This is a genomic window from Saccharothrix longispora, from assembly GCF_030852425.1.
Taxonomy (GTDB): Bacteria; Actinomycetota; Actinomycetes; order Mycobacteriales; family Pseudonocardiaceae; genus Actinosynnema; species Actinosynnema longispora.
In genome coordinates, this window is the sequence record NZ_NSDM01000005.1 from 268,939 (window position 1) to 288,230 (window position 19,292).

Annotated in this window: 18 protein-coding genes; 8 read left to right on the forward strand and 10 right to left on the reverse strand. The window is 76.6% G+C overall.

Annotated elements, in window-relative coordinates; genetic code table 11:
- Positions 1-2: 2 nt before the first annotated feature.
- Positions 3-980 carry a LacI family DNA-binding transcriptional regulator gene (locus CKY47_RS14410; protein ID WP_306746280.1) on the reverse strand — a complete coding sequence of 326 codons (978 nt, stop codon included), beginning with the start codon at positions 978-980 and terminating at the stop codon, positions 3-5.
- Positions 981-1,035: 55 nt separating this feature from the next.
- Between CKY47_RS14410 and CKY47_RS14415 the strand changes: the two genes are divergently transcribed.
- Positions 1,036-2,208 carry an MFS transporter gene (locus CKY47_RS14415; protein ID WP_306746281.1) on the forward strand — a complete coding sequence of 391 codons (1,173 nt, stop codon included), beginning with the start codon at positions 1,036-1,038 and terminating at the stop codon, positions 2,206-2,208.
- A gap of 16 nt (positions 2,209-2,224) precedes the next feature.
- On the opposite strand, the gene CKY47_RS14420 is transcribed toward CKY47_RS14415, so the two are convergent.
- Positions 2,225-2,641 carry a YkvA family protein gene (locus CKY47_RS14420; protein ID WP_306746282.1) on the reverse strand — a complete coding sequence of 139 codons (417 nt, stop codon included), beginning with the start codon at positions 2,639-2,641 and terminating at the stop codon, positions 2,225-2,227.
- Positions 2,642-3,232: 591 nt separating this feature from the next.
- Here CKY47_RS14420 and CKY47_RS14425 point away from each other — a divergent pair.
- Positions 3,233-4,111: a coiled-coil domain-containing protein gene (locus tag CKY47_RS14425; RefSeq protein ID WP_306746283.1), complete on the forward strand. Its 879-nt coding sequence runs from the start codon at positions 3,233-3,235 to the stop codon at positions 4,109-4,111.
- A 54-nt stretch (positions 4,112-4,165) separates the two neighbouring features.
- Here the strand turns inward: CKY47_RS14425 and CKY47_RS14430 are convergent, their stop codons facing one another.
- The 3 genes from CKY47_RS14430 to CKY47_RS14440 all read right to left on the reverse strand — a co-directional run bounded on the left by CKY47_RS14430 (position 4,166) and on the right by CKY47_RS14440 (position 8,728).
- Complete coding sequence (locus CKY47_RS14430; RefSeq protein WP_306746284.1) at positions 4,166-4,897, reverse strand: polysaccharide deacetylase family protein; 732 nt, start codon at positions 4,895-4,897, stop codon at positions 4,166-4,168.
- 100 nt (positions 4,898-4,997) lie between these two features.
- Complete coding sequence (locus tag CKY47_RS14435; protein ID WP_306746285.1) at positions 4,998-6,860, reverse strand: pectate lyase-like domain-containing protein; 1,863 nt, start codon at positions 6,858-6,860, stop codon at positions 4,998-5,000.
- A gap of 290 nt (positions 6,861-7,150) precedes the next feature.
- On the reverse strand, positions 7,151-8,728 hold the full coding sequence (locus tag CKY47_RS14440) for an FAD-dependent oxidoreductase (protein WP_306746286.1): 1,578 nt from the start codon (positions 8,726-8,728) through the stop codon (positions 7,151-7,153).
- A 95-nt stretch (positions 8,729-8,823) separates the two neighbouring features.
- Between CKY47_RS14440 and CKY47_RS14445 the strand changes: the two genes are divergently transcribed.
- The 3 genes from CKY47_RS14445 to CKY47_RS14455 are packed head-to-tail and all read left to right on the forward strand — an operon-like array spanning position 8,824 to position 12,202.
- Positions 8,824-9,627 carry a carotenoid biosynthesis protein gene (locus CKY47_RS14445; protein WP_306746287.1) on the forward strand — a complete coding sequence of 268 codons (804 nt, stop codon included), beginning with the start codon at positions 8,824-8,826 and terminating at the stop codon, positions 9,625-9,627.
- Between the two features lie 5 nt (positions 9,628-9,632).
- Positions 9,633-10,742, forward strand: a complete 1,110-nt coding sequence (locus CKY47_RS14450; protein WP_306746288.1) for a glycosyltransferase family 2 protein — start codon at positions 9,633-9,635, stop codon at positions 10,740-10,742.
- A complete protein-coding gene (locus tag CKY47_RS14455; protein ID WP_306746289.1) occupies positions 10,742-12,202 on the forward strand; it encodes a phytoene desaturase family protein in 1,461 nt (486 codons plus the stop codon). Before CKY47_RS14450 ends, CKY47_RS14455 begins: the two co-directional genes overlap by 1 nt.
- Here CKY47_RS14455 and CKY47_RS14460 read toward each other — a convergent pair.
- A complete protein-coding gene (locus CKY47_RS14460; RefSeq protein ID WP_306746290.1) occupies positions 12,174-12,875 on the reverse strand; it encodes a CDP-alcohol phosphatidyltransferase family protein in 702 nt (233 codons plus the stop codon). The genes CKY47_RS14455 and CKY47_RS14460 overlap by 29 nt on opposite strands.
- Before the next feature lie 56 nt (positions 12,876-12,931).
- Between CKY47_RS14460 and CKY47_RS14465 the strand changes: the two genes are divergently transcribed.
- The 3 genes from CKY47_RS14465 to CKY47_RS14475 all read left to right on the forward strand — a co-directional run bounded on the left by CKY47_RS14465 (position 12,932) and on the right by CKY47_RS14475 (position 15,533).
- Positions 12,932-13,741 carry a YhjD/YihY/BrkB family envelope integrity protein gene (locus tag CKY47_RS14465; protein WP_306746291.1) on the forward strand — a complete coding sequence of 270 codons (810 nt, stop codon included), beginning with the start codon at positions 12,932-12,934 and terminating at the stop codon, positions 13,739-13,741.
- Between the two features lie 216 nt (positions 13,742-13,957).
- Positions 13,958-14,494 (forward strand): RNA polymerase sigma factor, encoded by a 537-nt coding sequence (locus tag CKY47_RS14470; protein ID WP_306746292.1) that lies wholly within the window; start codon positions 13,958-13,960, stop codon positions 14,492-14,494.
- Entirely contained in the window at positions 14,487-15,533 is a 1,047-nt protein-coding gene (locus CKY47_RS14475; protein WP_306746293.1) for a CU044_5270 family protein, read from the forward strand. Before CKY47_RS14470 ends, CKY47_RS14475 begins: the two co-directional genes overlap by 8 nt.
- A 262-nt stretch (positions 15,534-15,795) precedes the next feature.
- On the opposite strand, the gene CKY47_RS14480 is transcribed toward CKY47_RS14475, so the two are convergent.
- The 4 genes from CKY47_RS14480 to CKY47_RS14495 all read right to left on the reverse strand — a co-directional run bounded on the left by CKY47_RS14480 (position 15,796) and on the right by CKY47_RS14495 (position 19,162).
- Positions 15,796-17,274: a serine/threonine protein kinase gene (locus tag CKY47_RS14480; RefSeq protein ID WP_306746294.1), complete on the reverse strand. Its 1,479-nt coding sequence runs from the start codon at positions 17,272-17,274 to the stop codon at positions 15,796-15,798.
- 65 nt (positions 17,275-17,339) lie between these two features.
- On the reverse strand, positions 17,340-17,972 hold the full coding sequence (locus CKY47_RS14485) for a hypothetical protein (protein WP_306746295.1): 633 nt from the start codon (positions 17,970-17,972) through the stop codon (positions 17,340-17,342).
- Between the two features lie 69 nt (positions 17,973-18,041).
- A complete protein-coding gene (locus tag CKY47_RS14490) occupies positions 18,042-18,512 on the reverse strand; it encodes an OsmC family protein (RefSeq protein ID WP_306746296.1) in 471 nt (156 codons plus the stop codon).
- Complete coding sequence (locus CKY47_RS14495) at positions 18,509-19,162, reverse strand: GntR family transcriptional regulator (RefSeq protein ID WP_306746297.1); 654 nt, start codon at positions 19,160-19,162, stop codon at positions 18,509-18,511. The genes CKY47_RS14490 and CKY47_RS14495 overlap by 4 nt, the downstream gene beginning before the upstream one ends.
- Between the last annotated feature and the right edge of the window lie 130 nt (positions 19,163-19,292).

The window sequence follows — 19,292 nt, forward strand, 5'->3', positions numbered from 1 at the left end:
GTTCAGGCGCTGTCCCGGAGCACCAGCTCCGACGGGTGGAGCGTGAGCGGTTCCGCCGCGCACCGGTCCAGGACGGCGGTCGCCGCACCCGCCGCGATGGCCTCGACCGGGTTGGTGGTCGTGGTGAGGGTGGGCCGGCTCAACGCCGCGAACGCGATGTCGTCGAACCCCGCGACCGCCACGTCGCCGGGCACGTCCACCCCCGCCCGGCCCAGCGCGGCCAACGCGCCCAGCGCGGTCAGGTCGCCGAGCGCGAAGACCGCGTCGGTGTCCGGCCAGCGCGCCAGGACCTCCGCCGCCGCCTCCTCGCCGCGGGCGGCCGTGAAGTCGCCCGGCACCGCGCGGACCGGGAGCCCCGCCTCCCCGACCACGCGGCGGTAGGCGTCGACGGCGCGGTCCGTGCAGGGCAGCCACGCCGGGCCGGTCACCATCGCGACCCGCCGCCGCCCTCCGGCCACCAGGTGCCCGACCACGCGGGCGGCTCCCGTGCCGTTGTCGACGTCGAAGGCCGGGACGCCCCGCGCGCCGACGCCGATGGCCGCGACGCGCCCGCGCGCCGACCTCGGCAGCACCGCCAGCGCGGCCCGCGTCGGGTTGACCAGGACGATCCCGTCGACGCCGCGCTGCCCGGCCAGCCGCGCCAGCGCCGCCGGGTCGTGCAGGGGCACCCAGTGCAGCGACACGCCGACCTCGCGGGCGGCGGCGACCCCGGCCGCCGCGGTGAGCACGCGGGCCGCGTACGGGTCGTCGAGCACGTCGGCGGTCCGCCCGCCCACCGCGACCGCGACCCGCGTGCCGCCGCTGCCGGCCAGGGTGCGGGCGGCGGCGTCGGGCACGTAGCCGAGTTCCCGCGCGGCGCGCGCGACACGGCTCCGGGACGCGGGCGACGCCGGTCCCCGTCCGCTGAGCACGCGCGACGCCGTGGCCGTCGACACGCCGGCGAGCCGTGCCACGTCCTCCAGCCGAGCCCTCACGACCACGCCGCCAGTCTGCCGGCCCTTGCGCTGGAAGCGCTTGCGGGCGTGGGGTTGTCCCGTGATCACCCCGCTGACCGACGTGCGGCAGGTCCGCGCCGCCTCCACCGCCGTCGCCGTCGTCTTCGGCCTCAACGGCTTCGCCCTCGCCTCGTGGTTCGCCCGCGTCCCCGCCGCGCGCGACGCGCTGGGCCTGGACGCGGGCGGTCTGGGGCTCCTGCTGCTGGCGCTGTCCGCCGGGTCGGTGTCGGCGATGCTCACCGCGGGCGTGGTCGCCCACCGCCTCGGGGTGCGCCGCGCGGTGGTCCGGTCGACCGCGGCGCTCGCGGCGGCCCTGGTGGTGATCGGGTGCGCGGTGGGCGCGTGGCCGTCGGTGCCCGGGACGGCCGCGGGCCTGTTCGCCCTGGGCTACGGCTCGGGCGTGTGCAACGTGGCGATGAACGTGGAGGCCGCGGCCGTGGAACGGGCGCTCGGGCGCACCGTGATGCCCCGCTTCCACGGCGTGTGGAGCCTCGGCACGATCGCCGCCGCGGGCACGGCCGCGCTGGCCGCCACGGCGGCGCTGCCGGTGACCGCGCACCTGGCTGCGGTGGCGGCCACGACCCTGACCGGCACGGTCGTCGCCGCGCGCTCGTTCCGCTACGGCGGCGGCGGCGCGCGGCGCGGCACCGGCGGTGTCCTGGCCGCCTGGCGGGAGCCGCGCACGCTGCTGATCGGCCTGCTGGTGCTGGTGCTCGCGTTCGCCGAGGGCACCGCGAACGACTGGCTGGCGGTGGCGTTCGTCGACGGCCACGCGTTCAGCCCGGCGGCCGGCGCGGTGGTGTTCGGCGTGTTCGTGACGACGATGACGCTGGGCCGCGTCGTCGGTCCCGCGGCCCTGGACCGCTGGGGCCGCGTGCCGGTGCTGCTGTGCACGATGTCGTTCGCCGCCGCGGGCGTCGCCGTCGCGGTGCTGAGCGGCTCGCCCGCCCCGGCCGTGCTCGGCGTGGCTCTGTGGGGCCTGGGCACGTCCCTGGGCTTCCCGGTCGGCATGAGCGCCGCCGCCGACGACGACCCGGAGCGGGCCGCGGCCAGGGTGGGCGTGGTGGCGCTCATCGGCTACACGGCGTTCCTCGCCGGCCCGCCGGTGGTCGGCCTGCTCGGCCGGCACGTCGGCGTGCTGCACGCGCTGCTGGTGGTGCCCGTCCTGCTCGTCCCGGCGCTGGCGCTGGTCCCGGTGCTGCGCCGGCGGTGACCGCCCCGGCGGATCCTCAACCGCGGTCGAGGCCGGTGAGCCGGGTCAGGGCGGCGAAGCCGTCGTCGGTGCCGGGCCAGTGCCCGCGCACGGCGTCCAGGCCCGCCCGGCGCACGACGCCGCGCAGCACCGCGGCGACCACGATCGCGTCGTCGGCGTACCCGAGGACCGGGATGAAGTCCGGCACCAGGTCGATCGGCGAGGCCAGGTAGACCAGCAGCAGCGCCACCCGGACCCGCGCCCCGCGCGGCAGGTCGCGGTCGGCGGCGAGCCGCCGCACCAACCGCAGCAGGTCGGGCAGCAGCCGCAGCGCCTCCCGCAGCAGCGCGCCCCGGGGGCGCACCAGCAGCAGCACCGCGACCAGGGCCAGCCACGCCAGGAGCAGCCCCGCCGCGACGCCGACCACGACGTCCCACCACACCGAACCGGTCACCGACCCCTCCCTCACCCGACCGGCACGCAGTGTGCCGGCACCCGTCACCGCGGCCGGGTGGTGGTGCGCCGGGGGTCGTCCGGGCGCCGGGAGGCCCGGACGACCCCACCGCGCACTGACCGGAGGGGCACGTCCCGGAGGTCGCGGGGGTGAGCGCTGGTGCGGGTGGACCCGGTGCGGAACCGGGCGCGGGCGCAGGCGCGGAGGTGCGGGCGGGTCCGGGGCTCCGGGGTTCCCGGACGGGCCTCGTCGGGTGAACGGCGGCTCGGGGGTGGCGCCGAAGTTGGCGTCCACGATCGCGGCGAACTCGGCGTCGAGCCAGGCCGGGTCGGCGAGGACCAGGTCGGCGAAAGCCGTTGCGCGCGTTGCGGTTCCGTTCACGTCGATCACTCCGGGCAGGTCCACCAGGGTCGTTGACCGATGTATATTTCTTATAGGCACGGACGGGGGGTCCTGTCAAGACCGTCGCGGCTTCGTCCGAACGGGACGTCCGGCGGCAGTTCCCGCGCACCCCGACCCGCCGCCGTGCCGCGAGATCGCCGACCCGCGCGGCCGTCCGCGGACCGCGCCCGAGCTTGGAGGGATGTTGTCGTGACGGCGGTGGACGCCCGCCCGGACCTGGTCCCGCTGCGGACCGACTTCGACGTGGTGTGGCGGGGCTACGACCCCGGGCAGGTGCGGCACTACGTGGAGAACGTGGAGGCCGACCTGCGGCTGCTGGCGGTGGACCGCGACGCGGCGGCGGCCCGCGCCGACGACGTGGCCCGCGAGCTGGAGCGGGCCCGCGCGGAGGTGCGCGCGCTGCGCGACCGGTTGGACCGCCTGTGCCGCACGCCGATCGACCCGGCCGCCCTCACCGAGCGCCTGCGGCGCCTGGTCGACCTGGCGCACGAGGAGGCGGCCGAGATCACCGGCCGCGCGAGGGCCGCGGCCGAGCAGCACTGGGCCACCGCGGAACGGGCCGCCACCCGGCTGCGCGAGCGCTCGGAGCGCCTGGTGGCCGACCTCGACACCCGCCGCCGCGAGCTGGAGGCCGAGCACGAGGCCGTGATGCGGCAGGCGCACGAGCGGATCGCCGAGACGACGCGGGAGGCCGAGCGGCGCCGTCGTGCGCTGGACGAACGCGCGGAAGCCCTGCGCGCCCAGGTCCAGGAGGACTTCGAGACCGCCATGCGCGCCCGGCGTGCGGAGGCCGCGGCCGAGCTGGCGGACCGCGAGGCCGCCGCCCGCGCGGAGGCCGAGCGCATCGTCCGCGAGGCGACCGAGCACGCCGACCGCGTCGTGACCGAGGCCCGACGCCGGGTGGACGAGCTGCGCGCCCGGCGGGCCCGCATCGCCGACGGCCTGCGCGAGGCGCAGCGCCTGCTGGCCGACGCCGACACCCTCCTGCGCCCGAACGCCCGACCCGCTCCGGTGAGCGGGGTCCCCGAACCCGCGGCACCCCCGGCGCCCGCGCTGGTCGCGGTCTGACGCCTCTCCCGCTCCGGGCCCGCCCCGCGACCGGACGCGCGGGGCGGCGCGCGTTCAGCCGCGCGCCGGGCCGAGCCGCAGCAGGTCCGAGACAGCGGCGAACCGGTAGCCGCGGGCGTGGACGCGGTCGATGAGGGACCCGAGGGCCTCGCGGGTCGCGGCGCGGCTCTCGTACATGCCGTGCAGCAGGACGATCGACCCCGGTGCGACGTGCTCCGCGGCGTGGCGGGCGAGCGCCTCGGCGTCGTCCGCCTCGGCCTCGGGCTCCACGTCCCACATGACCGTCGTGCGGCCGTGCTCGGACAGGTAGTGCGGGAGCGCGAGCAGCTTCTTGCCGTTCGGCGGCCGGAACGTGATCGCGCCCGCGTAGCCGGTGTCGCGGATCAGGCGGTCGGTGCGCTCGACCTCGTCGGCGACGAAGCCGGGCGTCACGAACACCATCCGCTGGTGCGAGTACGAGTGGTTGCCGATCTCGTGCCCGGCCGACGCGATGGCGCGCCCCAGCTCCGGGTGCGCCTCCAGGTCGCGGCCGACCAGGTAGAAGGTGGCCTTCACGTCCTTCTCCGCCAGCACGGCGAGCAGCTCCTCCGTGCCGCCGGGCACCGGTCCGTCGTCGAACGTCAGCGCCACCACCCGCTCGTCGGTGGCCACGGCCCGGGTCAGCCCGCCGAAGAACTGGAACCCCCGGGCGTTCACGACCTCCAGCACGCCGAGGCCCGCCAACGGCAACGCCACCACGACGGCGGCCACGACCACGACCCACCGGCGCACCCGCACACGTCGCATGGACGTGGATCTTCACCCATCGGGTGACCGGACGGGTGCCCGGTCCCGGTCGACCCGCCCGCGCGAGGGGCGGCGCCGGTCGGGCGCCGCCCCTCCCGGACTACGGCAGCGGGTACTCCGCGACGTAGACCGGGACGCCGATCCTCGTCGTGTCGGCCGCCTCGCCCACGCCGTTGACGACGTGGTCGATCGTGCCCGCGGCGAGGTTGACGGTCATGATGTGGCGCAGCTTCACACCGGGCCGCTCCGGCACCTCGAACCCGTTCTCGGTGTGGATGGACGGGTTGTTCTGGTTGAACACGTACACGCCCGCGCCGTGCAGGGTGTGCGTGCGCACGTGGTCGCCGACCTTGTAGCCCGCCCAGCCCTCGACGTCGCCCTTCATCCAGTCCGCCTGCGTCGGCGGGTCGTAGGGCAGTTCGTTCTGGTAGAGCACCACGGTGCCGCGCTCGCCGTTCCAGACCGTGTTGTGGCGCTGGAAGTGCTCGACGAACAGGCCGGTCGCGGTCACGCCGTCGCCGTTGACGACGACGCCCGTGCGGCCGGTGTTGGTGTTCCAGCGCTGCGTGTCGGTGAAGCCCTCCACGCCGTGGTCGGCGCGCCACACCCAGGTGTGGTCGATGAGCACGTGGTCGCTGTTGACCTCCAGCGCGGTGTCGGTCTTGCCGACGTGCGGCCCGCCGACCCGGAAGTAGACGTCGGACAGCGTGGTCGGGTTGTTCGGCGAGCTCCAGTTCAGGCCGTGCCGCTTGCCGACCCGCACCAGGACCGGGGACAGCTTCGTCCCGGCATCGACCGTGACGCCGGCGATGACGACGCCCGGCACGCCCGCGACGTCCAGCGGGATCGCGCCGTTCACGGCGGTGAGCGTGGCGTGGCCGATGCCGAGCACGACCGTGTCGGGGCGGCGGACCTCGATGCTGCGCGCGATGTCGTACACGCCGGGGGTGAGCAGCAGGTGCTTGCCGAGCAGCAGCGCGGCGTTGATCCGGGCCACCGAGTCGCCCGGCTTGGCGACGTGGAAGTCGCTCAGCGGGATCGTGCGGCCGGGCGTGGGGCCGTCGGCCCACGAGGTGCCGCTGGTGTTCTTGCGCGCCGCCGGGACGCGGACGTTGTACTTGCCCTTGGCGTCCACGAACAGGTAGGGCTTCTCGCGGCTCACCGGGGTGGTGTCGAGCGTGGTGTACGGCGGGTTCGGGAACGCGGAGTCGTCCGGGGCGCCCTCGACGCCGGAGAACACCTGGTTCCACACGCCGTTGGACCAGCCGGCCACCTCGCTGTCGCGGGTGAGCCACTGCTGCTGCGAGCCGTTGGTGACGACGGGCAGCCGCGAGTCGGCGATGAACCCGCCGCTGGCGTACTGCGGACCCGCGGTGCAGTAGTCCATCAGCGACAGCGAGCCGTTGGTGATGTTGAGCCGGCGCACCGACACGGCCTGCGACACGGCCCAGAAGTTGGTCGTGGAGCGGCAGCCGTCCTGGCCGGCGGCGTTGACGTTGACCGTCAGGTTGGACAGGGTGCGCCAGAAGTTGACCAGGGCGATGCAGTTGCCCGTGCCGTTGTCGGCGAGGCAGCGGTTGTAGACCTCGACCTTGCCGTTGATGACGACGTCGGTGGGCGAGGCGCCGAGGCCCGTGATCTCGGTGTAGTAGCCCACCTTGATCTGGAGCGGCTGCTCGGCGGTGCCGTACTGGCCGGGCTTGAACAGGTAGGCGTACCGCTCGGTGCCCATCTCGTTGTCGACCTGGGCGGCGTGCGTGGCGTCGAGGGTCGCCTGGATCTCGGCCACCGGCATGCTCGGGTCGAACACCGTGACGTTGACGCCGAGGTCCGGCGTGCCGCGGCGGGGTTGGTCGGCGGACACGGCGGGCGCGACCGCCACGGCGGCCGTGGCGAGGGCGAGACCGAGCGCGAGAGCCCGGCCGGCGCCTCGTCCGGAGTGGCGCATGATCGTCATTGACATGCCTCTGCTGAGGGTTGGACCGCCCGACCGCCGAGTGGTGAGAGCGCTCTCACCGACCCGGTGGCGATCAAGCGGCGACGGAGGGGTTGGCTATTTCTACTCCGCGCCCCGCCCGAAATCCATGCCCGACCGGTGCGAATTCCGACGAGTGGGACCGGGTCGTCGACGCACCGGGTCCCGCGTGCCCGACGCGGACCGCGTCGACGCGGTCGGGGCGGCCGCCACCGGCCGACCCGCTCCCACCACCCGACCGGGTCACCACGTGGCCGGCCGGCACCCGGCGTGCGGGGTCAGCCCCGCGCGCCGGCGCGGGCGCGGCGCGCGGCGCGGCGCAGCAGGGCGGAGCGGCCCCGGTTCGGCACCGCCCACAGGTCGTGGCCTCGCAGGCCCCAGCGGCCGAGAAGGGCGTTGGCGGCCTGGAAGCCGGTGGTGGCGGCGCGTTCCATCAGGGCGACCGGGAGGTCCACGCGCGCCAGGTCGCCCGCCACGACGAGCGTCGGGTCGGGCGTGGCCACGGTGGGGCGCGCGGTGAACGAGCCGGGCGCGAACAACGGGCAGTCGGCGCTCAGGACGTGCTCCTCCTGCCGGGCCCCCGCGCCGGCCAGCTCCGGGTAGACCACGCCCATCTCGTGCAGCAGGGTGGCCACGACCTCGTCCTGGTCGCAGCCCTCGTCGAGGGCGTAGGCGTGCAGCTCCACCACGGAACCGCCGGTGCGGTCGCGGTAGCGGCGGGCCTCGGCCTCGAAGTGGTCCAGCACGCTGATGTTGTCCAGGCGGCCGAAGCCGCTGGTGCCGAGGAACGGCGCGCGGTCGGGCCGGGCGGGCCGGTCCAGCCACAGCCTGCTCACGAGGAACGGGGGCGTGGTGCGCAGGTCGGCCACGCGCGCCCGCCACGCCGGGGTGCCCAGGTCCGGTGAGGCGGCCACGAGCGCGCGCAGGCCGTTGACGTCCGCGGCGAGGACGAGGGCGTCCACGTCCTCGTCCCGGCCGTCCGCCGACACGCGGTACCCGTCGGCGCGGCGGGCCACCCGGTCCACCGCGCTGCCGGTGCGCACCTCCACGCCGAGGGAGACCAGGTGCTCGCGCAGGGGGTTCCAGATCGCCGCCGGGTAGGCGTCGCGCGGCACGTCGAACAGCAGGCCCTCGCTGGAGCCGAGGAAGTAGATGTGGAACATGGCCACGAGTTCGGCCGCCGACAGCTCGGACGGGTGGGCGAAGAAGCTGCGGGAGAACACCTCGAACGCCAGGTGCCGGGCCGCGTCGGGGAACCGGATGCCGCGCAGGAACCCGTCGGCGTCCACGTGGTCCAGCTCGGCGTAGGTGCGCGGCAGCGACACGTCGAACAGCGCCGTGGCGGCCCTGGTGTCCATCCGCGCCACGTCCCGCAGGGTGAACGTCTCGCTGCGCAGCACGAACCCGGCCACGTTCCACGGCGGGGTCAGCGGCAGCCGCGCGAAGCTCTCGCGCGTGCCGTCGGCGTGCAGCAGCGGGTAGTCGGCCACCGGCCGGAACCCGGCCAGGCCGGGGTCCGCTCGACGCAGCAGCGCGCGCAGGTTGTAGTACTGCCGGAAGAACGCGTGGAACCCGCGGGTCATCGTCTCCCCGGTGGACGTCGTCCACCCGCGCACCCGGCCGCCCAGCTCGCCGTGCCGCTCGTGCAGCACCACCCGCACGCCCCGCTCGGCCAGCGCCACCGCGGCCGCCACCCCGGCGATGCCGCCGCCGACGACCGCGGCCCGGGGCGCCTCGCCGGCCGGCCGGGCCCGTCCCGGCCGGCCGGGCAGCAGGTGCGCGCGGCGGTCGCGGCCCGACGGCGGCGCCTCCCGGCCGGTGAGCAGGAACGGGGGCAGGCCGGGGAACGCGCTCATGTCGGCGATCCTGGCACCGCGGGCGTCACCCCGCCCGATGAGCGGCGACCGCGCTCGTCAAGCCCGATCGGGTGAGCGCGATTAGGGTTTTCCGCATGACGACGCGTGCGGCCCCCCGCGTACCCGTCCGCGTGCTCCCGGTCACCGCGTGGCTCCTCGGCGGCGGTGTCGTGCTCACCCAGATCGTGTACTCGATGACGGACCCCGCCGACCGCCTGCCCACCACGGTGCTCTCGGTCGTGCTGTTCTGCCTGGCCTCGGTGCTGGACGCGGCGTCGCGGCTGGGCGCCCGCGCCGCCGGGGTGCTGGTGGCGGTCGCCGGGGGCGGCGGTCTGCTGGCCGAGGCGGTGGGCGTGCACACCGGGTTCCCGTTCGGCGAGTACGCCTACACCGGTTCGCTGGGCGTCCAGGTGCTCGGCGTGCCGCTGGTCGTGCCGATGGCGTGGATCATGATGGCCTGGCCGTCGGTGCTGGTCGGGCGCGCCCTGGTGGGACGCGGACGCGCGCGGGGCCCGGCCTGGGCGGTGGTGGCGGTCGCGGCGTGGGCGTTGGCGTCGTGGGACGTGTTCCTGGACCCGCAGATGGTCGACGCGGGCCATTGGACGTGGGCGCACCCGACGCCCGCGCTGCCCGGCGTGGAGGGCATCCCGCTGACGAACTTCGCGGGCTGGCTGCTGGTCGCCGTGCTGATCACCGGCGCGCTGCACGCCCTGCTGGACGACCCGGGACCGGACCTGCGGCGGGGGCCCGCGCCCGCGCTGTACCTGTGGACCTACGGCTCGTCGGTGTGGGCGCACGCCGCGTTCTTCGACCGGCCCGGCTCGTCGCTGGTCGGCGGTCTGCTCATGGGCGCGGTCGCGGTGCCGTTCGCCGTCGCGCTGTGGCGGGCGCACCGGTGAGGCGCGTGCTCGGGGCGCTGGTCGCGGGCGGTTCGGCGGTGGCCGCGCTCGGGACGGCGCACGCCCTGGTCAACTCCCGCCTCGTGCGCACGCCCCCGGCGGACCCGCCGCCGTGCCGGGAACCGGTGTCACTGCTGGTCCCCGCCCGCGACGAGGCGCACCGGATCGCGCCGACGCTGCGGTCGCTGCTGGCCCAGCGCGGTGTGCCCGACCTGGAGGTGCTGGTCTGCGACGACGGTTCCACCGACGGCACCGCCGACGTGGTCCGCGCCGTCGCCGCGGGCGACCCGAGGGTGCGGCTGCTCACCGGCTCCCCTCCCCCGACCGGGCTGCCCGGCAAACCCGCCGCCTGCGCGCGGCTCGCCGCCGAGGCGCGCGGCCGGGTGCTGGTGTTCGTGGACGCCGACGTGGTGCTCGCCCCGCACGCCGCGGCGGCCGCCGCGGACCTGCTGCGGTCGGCGGGGCTGGACGCGGTGTCGCCGTTCCCGCGCCAGCTGGCCGACGACCCGGCGACGCGCCTGGTGCAGCCGCTGCTCCAGTGGTCGTGGCTGGTGTTCCTGCCGCTGCGGCTGGCCGAGCGGTCGCCGCGCGAGTCGCTGTCGGCGGCCAACGGCCAGTTCTTCGTGGTCGACGCCGAGGCGCTGCGGCGCTGCGGCGGGTTCGAGGCGGTCGCCGACGCCGTGCTGGACGACATCGCGCTCATGCGGGCGGTGAAGCGGTCCGGCGGTCGCGGCGCGGTGGCGGACGGCAGCGGGGTCGCGGAGTGCCGCATGTACCGGGGCTGGTCGGAGGTGGCCGCCGGGTACGAGAAGTCGCTGTGGGCGGCCACCGGCGGCCCGGTGGGCGCGGTGCTGCTCGCCGCCGCGCTGGCCTGGGTGTTCGTGCTGCCGCCGGTGGCCGCGCTGACGGGCTCGCGGGCGGGCCTGCTCGGCTACGCCGCCGCCGTGGCGGGCCGCGTCGTGACGGCGCGGCGCACCGGCGGCCGGGCGTGGCCGGACGCGCTGGCCCACCCGGTGTCGGTCGCCGCCCTGCTGCGGCTGCTGGCGCGGTCCTGGCGGGCGCGGCGCGCGGGCACGTTGACCTGGAAGAACCGGCCGCTGCACGGGAGCCGCTGATGGCCCGGGTCGTCGTGGTCGGCGCGGGCATGGGCGGGTTGGCCGTCTCCGCGCGGCTGGCCGCCACCGGGCACGACGTGACCGTGCTGGAGCAGTCCGGCACGCACGGCGGCAAGCTGGGCGAGTTGCGCCGCGACGGGTTCACCTTCGACACCGGCCCGTCGCTGCTCACGCTGCCGCACGTCTACCGCGACCTGTTCGCCGAGACGGGGGGCGACCTCGACGCCGCGGTGGACCTCGTGCCGGTCGAGCCCACGTGCCACTACCGGTTCGCCGACGGGTCCGAAGTGGACGTCCCGCACGACGCGGCGGCCGTGCCCGCCGCGCTGGAGGCCGCGCTGGGCGGCGGCACAGGGCGGCAGTGGGCGGAGTTGATGGCCGACGCCGCCCGGCTGTGGGACCTGGTGGGCGAGTCGGTGCTGCAACGCCCGTTGAACGGCGTGGGCGACCTGCTGCGGCGTTCGGCGAGCGTGCGCGACCTGTGGGCGCTGGCCCCGTGGCGGACGCTGCGCACCGTCGGCCGGCGGCTGTCCGACCCGCGCGCGCGGGTGCTGCTCGACCGCTACGCCACCTACAGCGGCTCGGACCCGCGTCGCCTGCCCGGCCTGATGACCGTGGTGCCGTACGTCGAGCAGCACTTCGGCGGCTGGTACGTGCGCGGCGGTCTGCGCAGGCTCGGCGACGCGCTGGCCGCGCACTGCGCCGGGCTGGGCGTGCGCTTCGAGTTCGGGGCCCGCGTCACGCGGGTCCACGCCGCGGGCGGCGGGGTGACCCTGGAGGACGGCACGACCGTGCCCGCCGACGTCGTGGTGTCCGACGCCGACGCCCGGCACCTCTACGACCACCTGGTCACCGACCGCCGCGCCCGCGCGCCGCGCCGCGCCCTGGCCCGCGCGGTGCCGTCCCTGTCGGGGTTCGTCCTGCTGCTGGCCCTGCGCGGCCGTTCGCCGCGCCCGTACCACCACCGCGTCCTGTTCCCGGCCGACTACGACGCCGAGTTCGACGCCCTGTTCGGCCGCGACCCGCGCCCGGTGCCCGACCCGACGGTCTACGTGTGCTCCCCGGACGACCCCGCCGTCGCGCCCGAGGGCCACGAGGCGTGGTTCGTGCTGGTCAACGCGCCGCGCCAGGGCCAGGTGGACTGGACCGACCCCGGTCTGGCCGACCGCTACGCCGACCGCGTGCTGGCCGTGCTGGCCGAACGCGGCCACGACGTGCGCGACCGGGTGCTGTGGCGCGAGGTGCGCACCCCGGCCGACTGGGAGCGCGACACCGGCTCGGTCGGCGGCGCGCTGTACGGCTCGTCCTCCAACGGGGCCCGCGCCGCGCTGCTGCGCCCGGCCAACCGCAGTCCCGTCCCCGGTCTCCACCTGGTCGGCGGGTCCGCGCACCCCGGCGGCGGGCTGCCGCTGGTGGCGATGTCCGCCAGGATCACCGCGGAGGCGATCGGTCCGGCGTGACGTCCCACGTCCGCCCGCGCAGCTCCCGGCGCAGCGCGACCGCCAGGTGCGCCCCGCCGACCGCGGCCGTCGCGGCCCACAGCGCCAGGCACACCGCGCCCCACGACCAGCCCGTCCACGGCGTGCCGCCGGGCCACACCCCGGCGCCGAGGCACGCCACCGCCACGACGACCACCCGCGTCGGCCGCTCGGCCGCCGTGATCGCACCTGCGCCGACCAGGCCGACGCCCTGGGCGCGGGCGCGGGCGTACTCGTGCAGGAACACCGACGCCCCCACGGCCGCCGCGAGCCAGCCCGGACCGCCCAGCACGACCAGCAGCACCACCAGGCACGTGTCGGCCACCCGGTCCCCCACCGCGTCCACCACCGCGCCGAGGGGACGCGCCCGCCCGGTGCGCAGGGCGACCGCGCCGTCGACCCCGTCGAGCAGGCCGGACAGCACCACCAGCGCGCACGCGAGCAACGCCCACCGGCCACCGGCCAGCGCCACGCCCACCGCGCCCGCCGCCGTCACCACGCCCGCCGCCGACAGCACGTCGGGCGGCACCCGGTGCACGCGCCCGGCGAGCACGTGGACCAGTCCGATCCAGGCCACGGCGAGCCGGTTGCCGGACACGTCGTGCCCGTGCAGCCGGGACCAGCCCTCCACCTCCGACGAACGCGTTCCGTCCACCACGTCACCGTATGGCGGACCGTGTGCCGTCGCCCGTTGTGGGGTACACCGCGATCATGCGAACAGCCCGTGCGGTGCTGCGCCACGCGCTGACCGCGCTGCGTGGGCGCGACCTTGCCCTGTGGGCGGCCGGGATCACCTTCTTCGCCGCGCTGGCCGTGGTGCCGGTGCTGCTGCTGGCGTTGCGCGGCGCGGCCGTCCTGTTCGGACCGGAGCTGGTCGACGACGGCGCGCGCCTGCTGGGCGAGGCCCTGCCGGACGCGCAGCGGCCCGCGTCGGCGGTGCGGGCGCTGGCCGACGCGGCGCTGGGCGCGTCCTGGCCCGTGCTGCTGTCGACGCTGCTGCCCGCCAGCCTCTACGGCGAGGGGCTGCGCCGGGGCCTGCTCCAGATCGCGGGCCGGCCGTCCGGCGCGAAGACCGGGTGGCTGGGCCGGATCGGGTTCCTGCCGGTGCTCCTCGCCGCACCGCTGCTGATGGCCGCCCCGCTGGCGGTGGCCCCCTCGGTCGCCCCCGGCTACCGGGCGGGCGGCTGGTCGGCGGTGTGGGGCGTCGTGGTGTCGTTCCACGTGGACTGGGTGGTGCTGTCGGTGGCGCTGTGCCTGGTGTTCCTGGCCACCGGGCCGAACCTGCTGCCGCGCGCGGTCGCCGTCCTGGGCGGGTTCTGCGCGGGCGCGGTGCTGACCGGTTTCCTGCACGGCTTCCTGCTGTTCCTGGCCATCCCGGTCGACTGGGCGTTCCCGTTCGCGGGGTTGCGCGCGGTCGGCGCGGTCGCCGCGCTGGGCTTGTGGCTGTACCTGCTGCACATCATCCTGCTCCTGGCCTACCGGTTGCTGCTGAGCACGCACGCCGTCCTGCGCGACCGGTGACGGCGCCGGCGGTCGGCGCGCGCCCGGGCGCGGCGGGCGTCGTCGGTCCGGTGGTGGAGCCGCACCGCTGACCTGCCCCGACGCCGGTGGGCGGGGGCGTCGGACGGTTCGGGGTCGACGACGTCGGAACCGGCCCGGGAACGCCGCGGGCGTCGAGCGGCAATCAACTGCGTGCGAACCGAGAGCGCCCCGGCGGCGCAAAGAGGGAGTCCCCCGGTGGACGGACCCGGGACGGGCGGTCTGGACGGCCCCGAGGCGTTGGCCTCCTGGTACGACGCCCACGCCCGACCGCTGCACCACTACCTGGCGCGGCGCGCGGGGACGCAGGTGGCCGACGACCTGGTGGCGGACGTGTTCCTGGTCGCCTGGGAGCGGCGGGCGAGCTTCGACCCCGGCCGGGCCGGGCCGCGGGCGTGGCTGTACGGCATCGCGACCAACCTCCTGCTGCGCCACCGGCGCACCGAGGAGACCCGGTTGCGGGCGTGGGCGCGTGACGGCGCCCGGCGGTCCACCCAGGACGAGGTGGCCCACCGGGCGACCGAGAGCGTCGACGCGGACGTGCGCGTGCGGCGGATGGCCGAGGCGATCTCCGGGCTGCGGGCGGAGGAGCGCGACGTGCTGCTGCTCGTGGCGTGGGCCGGGCTGACCACGGCGGAGATCTCGGAGGCCCTCGGGGTGCGGGAGCAGACGGTGCGGACGCGCCTGCACCGGGCCAGGACGAAGCTGCGGACGAAGGAGGCGCTCGATGGGTGACGACGAGTTGGACCCGGTGGTGCGGGCCGTGCGCGCGGACGTCGCGCCCATGACCGAGGAGGACTTCGCCGCCACCCGGGCGAAGGTGCTGGCCCTGGCCACGAGGCCGCGGACGGCGGACCAGTCGGCCGGGCAGGCGGCGGTCGGACAGGCGGCGGGGCGGTCCCCGCGGCGCTGGTGGGGCGTCGCGGCGGGGTTCGGCGTGCTGGCCGCCGCCGGGGTGTTGGCCCAAGCGGTGCTGGGCGGGCCGGCTCCCGCGACCGCCGAGGCCGCGCGGGCCATGACCGGGGCCGCCGACGCCATCACCACCAGTGATCCGGTGCTCGGTCCGGGCCAGTACCGCTACACGGTCACGCGCGGGCGCTCGGCCGTGCTCCGGGACGCCGGCGGCACCCGGTTCCGGTGGCTCGACGAGGAGGTGCTGGAGAGCTGGGTGCCCGCCGTCGAGGGCGAGGAGTACCTGGTCAGGCCGCAGGAGACCGATCGGCGGGACTGGCTGGTCGGCACGGAGGAACAGGCCCGCGCCGCCGGGGTGCGGTTGGAGCCGACGCCCCAGGCGGAGGTCCGCGGGCGGTGCGACCGGACGTGCCGGGAGGAACCGGGCACGTGGCAGGCGCCCAACGAGAAGTTCCTGACCGGACTTCCCCGTGAGCCGGAACAACTCCTGCGGCGCCTGCTCGACGACAGCCGGGGACGCGGGTCGAGCGAGAGCCAGGAGGTCCTGGTGTACGCCGCCGACCTGCTGCGCAGTGGACGGGTGCCGGCGGACCTGCGGGCCGCGCTGTTCCGGGCGCTGGCGCTGTTGCCGGGCTTGGAGGTCGCCGACCGCTCGGCCAACCTCGACGGCCGGAAGGGCGTCGCCCTGGCGGTCACCGACGGCGAGGCGCGGCAGGAGGTGCTCGTCGACCCCGCCACCGGCGAGTTCATCGGCGAGCGCCGGGTGCTGACCGAGCCGGACGACTCGCTGCCGGCGGGCACGGTCGTGTGGTCCAGCTCGGTGGAGACGGCGGTCGTGGACGGGCTCGGCGCACGCCCCTGACCCCCGGACGGCCGTGCTTCCGGACGGCCGTGGTCACCGGACCGGTGACCACGGCCGTCGGAGCGTTCCGGCGCTGTTCCTCCGCGAGGCCGAGGACAGCGCGTTCCCGCTCCGCGGCCCGGCGCGGAGGAACCTCGACGCCGGCCAGGTCGAGCCGGTCGTCCTCGCGGGCGTGCGCGCTGGTGGACCGGAACGGGCCGGGGTCGCGGTGGTCGACGTCGTGGACCCGCACGGGCGACGACCCCGCTGCCCCGTGACGGGGTCAGGGCAGGGTGTCGACGGGGGAGCCGGGCGTGCCCACCCCGGACTCCCCGGTGCCGGACTCCTCGGTGGCCGTGGTGCTCGGCTCCGGCGCGTCGGTGGTGGGCTCGGTCACGTCCGACGACGTCGGGGGTTCGCTGCTCCCCGGCTGGTCCGGCGTCGAGGACGGCTCCCCGGACGGCTCCCCGGACGGCTCGCCGGAGGGCTGCGGGGCGGTGGTGGTGGTCGGCTGCGGCTGCGCCTGGGTCGTGTCCACCGGCGCGGTCGGCTCCTCCGTCGCGACGGTGGTGGGGGCCACCACGGCGTCGGGACCGGCGTCGTCCTGCCCGCCGACGAGGGAGTGCACGGCGGGTTCCGGCGCGGGCGTGCCGGGCTGGGTGGTGCCGGTGCCCCGGTCGGTGGCGTCGGTCGGCGTCGAGGTCGCGGGGTCGGCACCCGGCAGCACGGCCAGCGTGATGGCGAAGGCGCCCACCAGCGACGCCGCCGCGGCGAGGAACTTGGTCTTCGGCAGGTGCCACGAGGTGACCGACCGCGCGGGCATCGTCCGCTCGGCCGCGCGCGACGCCCGCTCGACGGACGGCGTGGTCCGCCCGGCGGGACGGGCGGGGAGCACGGCCAGCCCGGCGTGGAGTTCGGCGACGTGCACCGGCAGGTCTTCTCCCCCGTGCAGTTCCCGCGCGCACTCCTCGGCGGTGGGGCGCCGGTCCGGGGTCAGGTCGGTCATCGAGGTCAGCAGGGCGGCCAGGTCGGCGGGCACCTCCGGCGGCACCGCGGGCGACCGGTGCAGGCGGGCGACGGCGGTCTCGACCTCGCTGCCCTCGTACTCGCGCCTGCCGGTGAGGCATTCGAGCAGTACCAGGCCGAGGGCGTAGACGTCGGCGGCGTGGCCGACGTCGGTGCCGAGCACCTGCTCGGGGGCCAGGTAGGCGGCGGTTCCGATCATCTGGTCGTCGCGGGTGAACCGGGTCGTGCCGGCCAGGTGCGCCAGGCCGAAGTCCGCGAGGTACGGCTGGCCGGCCTCGTCGAGCAGGATGTTCGACGGCTTGACGTCGCGGTGCACCACCCCGTGGGCGTGCACGTAGGCCAGCGCGGCGGCCAGGGTCGCGCCGAGCCGCCGCACGTCGTCGGCGGGGAGGGGCCCGTTCGCGACGAGGTCGCGCAGCGTCTGCCCCTCGACCAGGTGCAGCACGACGAACGGCGTGCGCCCGCTCGTGCCGGCGTCGTAGACGCGGACCAGGCCGGGGTGGGAGAGCCCCGCCAGCGTCCGCACCTCGTTGTCGAACCGCCGCGCGGCGTCGAGGTCGTCGTGGGGGCGGAACACCTTGATCGCGACGTGGCGCCGCAGCAGCACGTCCCACCCGCGGTGGACGTCGGCCATGCCGCCCGCGCCCACCGCCTCGTCCAACCGGTACCGACCCGCCAGCAGTTCGGCGGCGGCGAGCGGGTTCGCCGTCGCATCCTCCGGACCTGGGATGTGCACACCACCGTGTGCCCAGGTCGTCGCCGGCGCAAACCAGCCCGGCCGTCCCGGCAGGGCGTCGGGGATCACTCCCGGCGGGTCGTCGGCCGTCGGGAGCGGGGTGCGATGACGCGCCGGCGGGCCGGCAGGGGCGGTGTGGCGATGCCCTCCGCGCCCAGGAAGTCCCGCTGCCACCGCGCCGAGCGGCGGGCGTGGCGCCGCACCAGCACGGCGGCGGCGAGGCGGCACGCCAGGGCGGCCACCATGACGACCCGCGCGAGGGTCCCCTCGGGCCAGACCCGGACCAGGACCGCCACGACCAGGGTGGTCAGGAGCAGGTCGCGCAGCGCGGCCACCACCGCGATCCAGTGGGGCGCCGCGGCGTCGACGCGCAGGACGGCCAGGGTGTCGGCCTCGTCGGGGCCGTGCTCGCGGAACCGCGCGGCCTCCCGCGCGCGTCGGCGGGCCTCGCGGACACCGTCGACGACCGTGTTGAAGCCGGTGATGCCGACCACGACACCGGCGGCGCTGGTGATCCACCGGTCCGGGCCCAGGAGCGTCGCCGCGACCGCGGCGAGGAGGTCCAGCACGCCCGCCGCCACCGCGAGTCGCAGGTCGTGCCGGCCGGGCAGGGTCCGGGGGTCCGCCGGGGCCGGCGACGGGCGCAGCGCCACCATGTTGACCACCTCGTCACGCGCCCGCCGGACGTCGTCGTCCACCGCCACCCCCGTGTGCTCGTCCCCGGCAGGCGGTTCCCCGCCCCGGTGCCGGGGCGGGGAACCGGCGCGTCAGGCGTGCGCGACCACCGGCAGGTGCCGGACCGGGAAGGCGACCGAGTTCGCGATGAAGCACGCCCGGTGCGCCTGCTCGTGCAGCGACCGCGCCCGCTCGACCATGCCCGGTTCCGCGACGACCACCTCGGGCCGCAGCACGACCTCGGTGAACCGGCCGCTGCCCCCCGGTTCCTCGCGCATCACCCCGCTCGCGGAGTCCGCGTACCCGGTGACGACCACGCCGTCGCGGGCGCACAGGGCCAGGTAGGTGAGCATGTGGCACTGGGACAGCGAGGCGACCAGCAACTCCTCCGGGTTCCAGCGGTCGGGTGTGCCCCGGAACGCCGGGTCGGCGCTGCCGCGCAGCGGTTCCCTCCCGTCGACCAGCACGTCGTGGTCGCGGCCGTAGTCGCGGTAGCGGCTGGTGCCGGAGCCGGTGTCGCCGGTCCAGCGCACGGTGACCTCGTAGTGGTGTTCGCCGTTCACTCCGGTGCTCCTCCGGGCTGGTCCGACAGGGTGGCCGCGGTGGCCAGGACGTGGTCGCGGGCGTGCGCGGAGGCCGCGTCGGGGTCGCCCGCGGTGATGGCCGCGATGAGGCGGCGGTGCTCGTCGTCCACGCGCACCGGCCTGGCGGGGGTGCCCGGCGCGGTCAGCGAGGCCCGGGTGGACACGACGATCTGGTCCCAGATCCGCTCCAGGACGCCGGAGGCCACCGGGTTGTCGGCGAGCGCGGCGACGCACCGGTGGAACGCCCGGTTGTGCCGGGCGCCGGCGAGCAGGTCGCCCTGCCGGGTCGCCCGGTCGGCCAGGTCCGCGTGCTCGGTGAGCCGGGCGAGCGAGGCCGGGGACAGCTCGCCCGCCCGTTGGCGGCGCGCGGCGAGGTCGGCGGTCAACGCCTCCAGCGAGGCGCGCACGAGGTAGGCGTCGCGCAGCGCCTTGCCACCCAGCTCCACCACGGTGACCCCGCGTCGTGCGGCGCGGACCAGGCCGTCGCTCTCCAGGCGGCGCAACGCCTCGCGCACGGGGGTGCGGCTGACCCCGAGCCGGTCGCACAGCTCCTGCTCGGCGACCGGTCGCCCGGCCGGGTACGCGCCGAGGACGATCAGGTCCCGGAGTTCGTCATAGATCGACTTCACCACGCCTCCTCGTATGCAATGTATACGAAGAGGGGGGACCGTGTCGACGGCCGACGAGGCCGGCCGCCGCCGGCGGCAGCGCGGCCAGGAACCCGCGCATGGTCGCGGACCGCTTGGTCGCGGTGCGCCC

Bases quoted from the DNA above. Each gene is read 5' to 3' on its own strand.
- CKY47_RS14430 (WP_306746284.1), bottom strand. From the start codon at position 4,897: ATGCGACGTGTGCGGGTGCGCCGGTGGGTCGTGGTCGTGGCCGCCGTC.
- CKY47_RS14435 (WP_306746285.1), bottom strand. From the start codon at position 6,860: ATGTCAATGACGATCATGCGCCACTCCGGACGAGGCGCCGGCCGGGCT.
- CKY47_RS14440 (WP_306746286.1), bottom strand. From the start codon at position 8,728: ATGAGCGCGTTCCCCGGCCTGCCCCCGTTCCTGCTCACCGGCCGGGAG.
- CKY47_RS14445 (WP_306746287.1), top strand. From the start codon at position 8,824: ATGACGACGCGTGCGGCCCCCCGCGTACCCGTCCGCGTGCTCCCGGTC.
- CKY47_RS14455 (WP_306746289.1), top strand. From the start codon at position 10,742: ATGGCCCGGGTCGTCGTGGTCGGCGCGGGCATGGGCGGGTTGGCCGTC.
- CKY47_RS14465 (WP_306746291.1), top strand. From the start codon at position 12,932: ATGCGAACAGCCCGTGCGGTGCTGCGCCACGCGCTGACCGCGCTGCGT.
- CKY47_RS14475 (WP_306746293.1), top strand. From the start codon at position 14,487: ATGGGTGACGACGAGTTGGACCCGGTGGTGCGGGCCGTGCGCGCGGAC.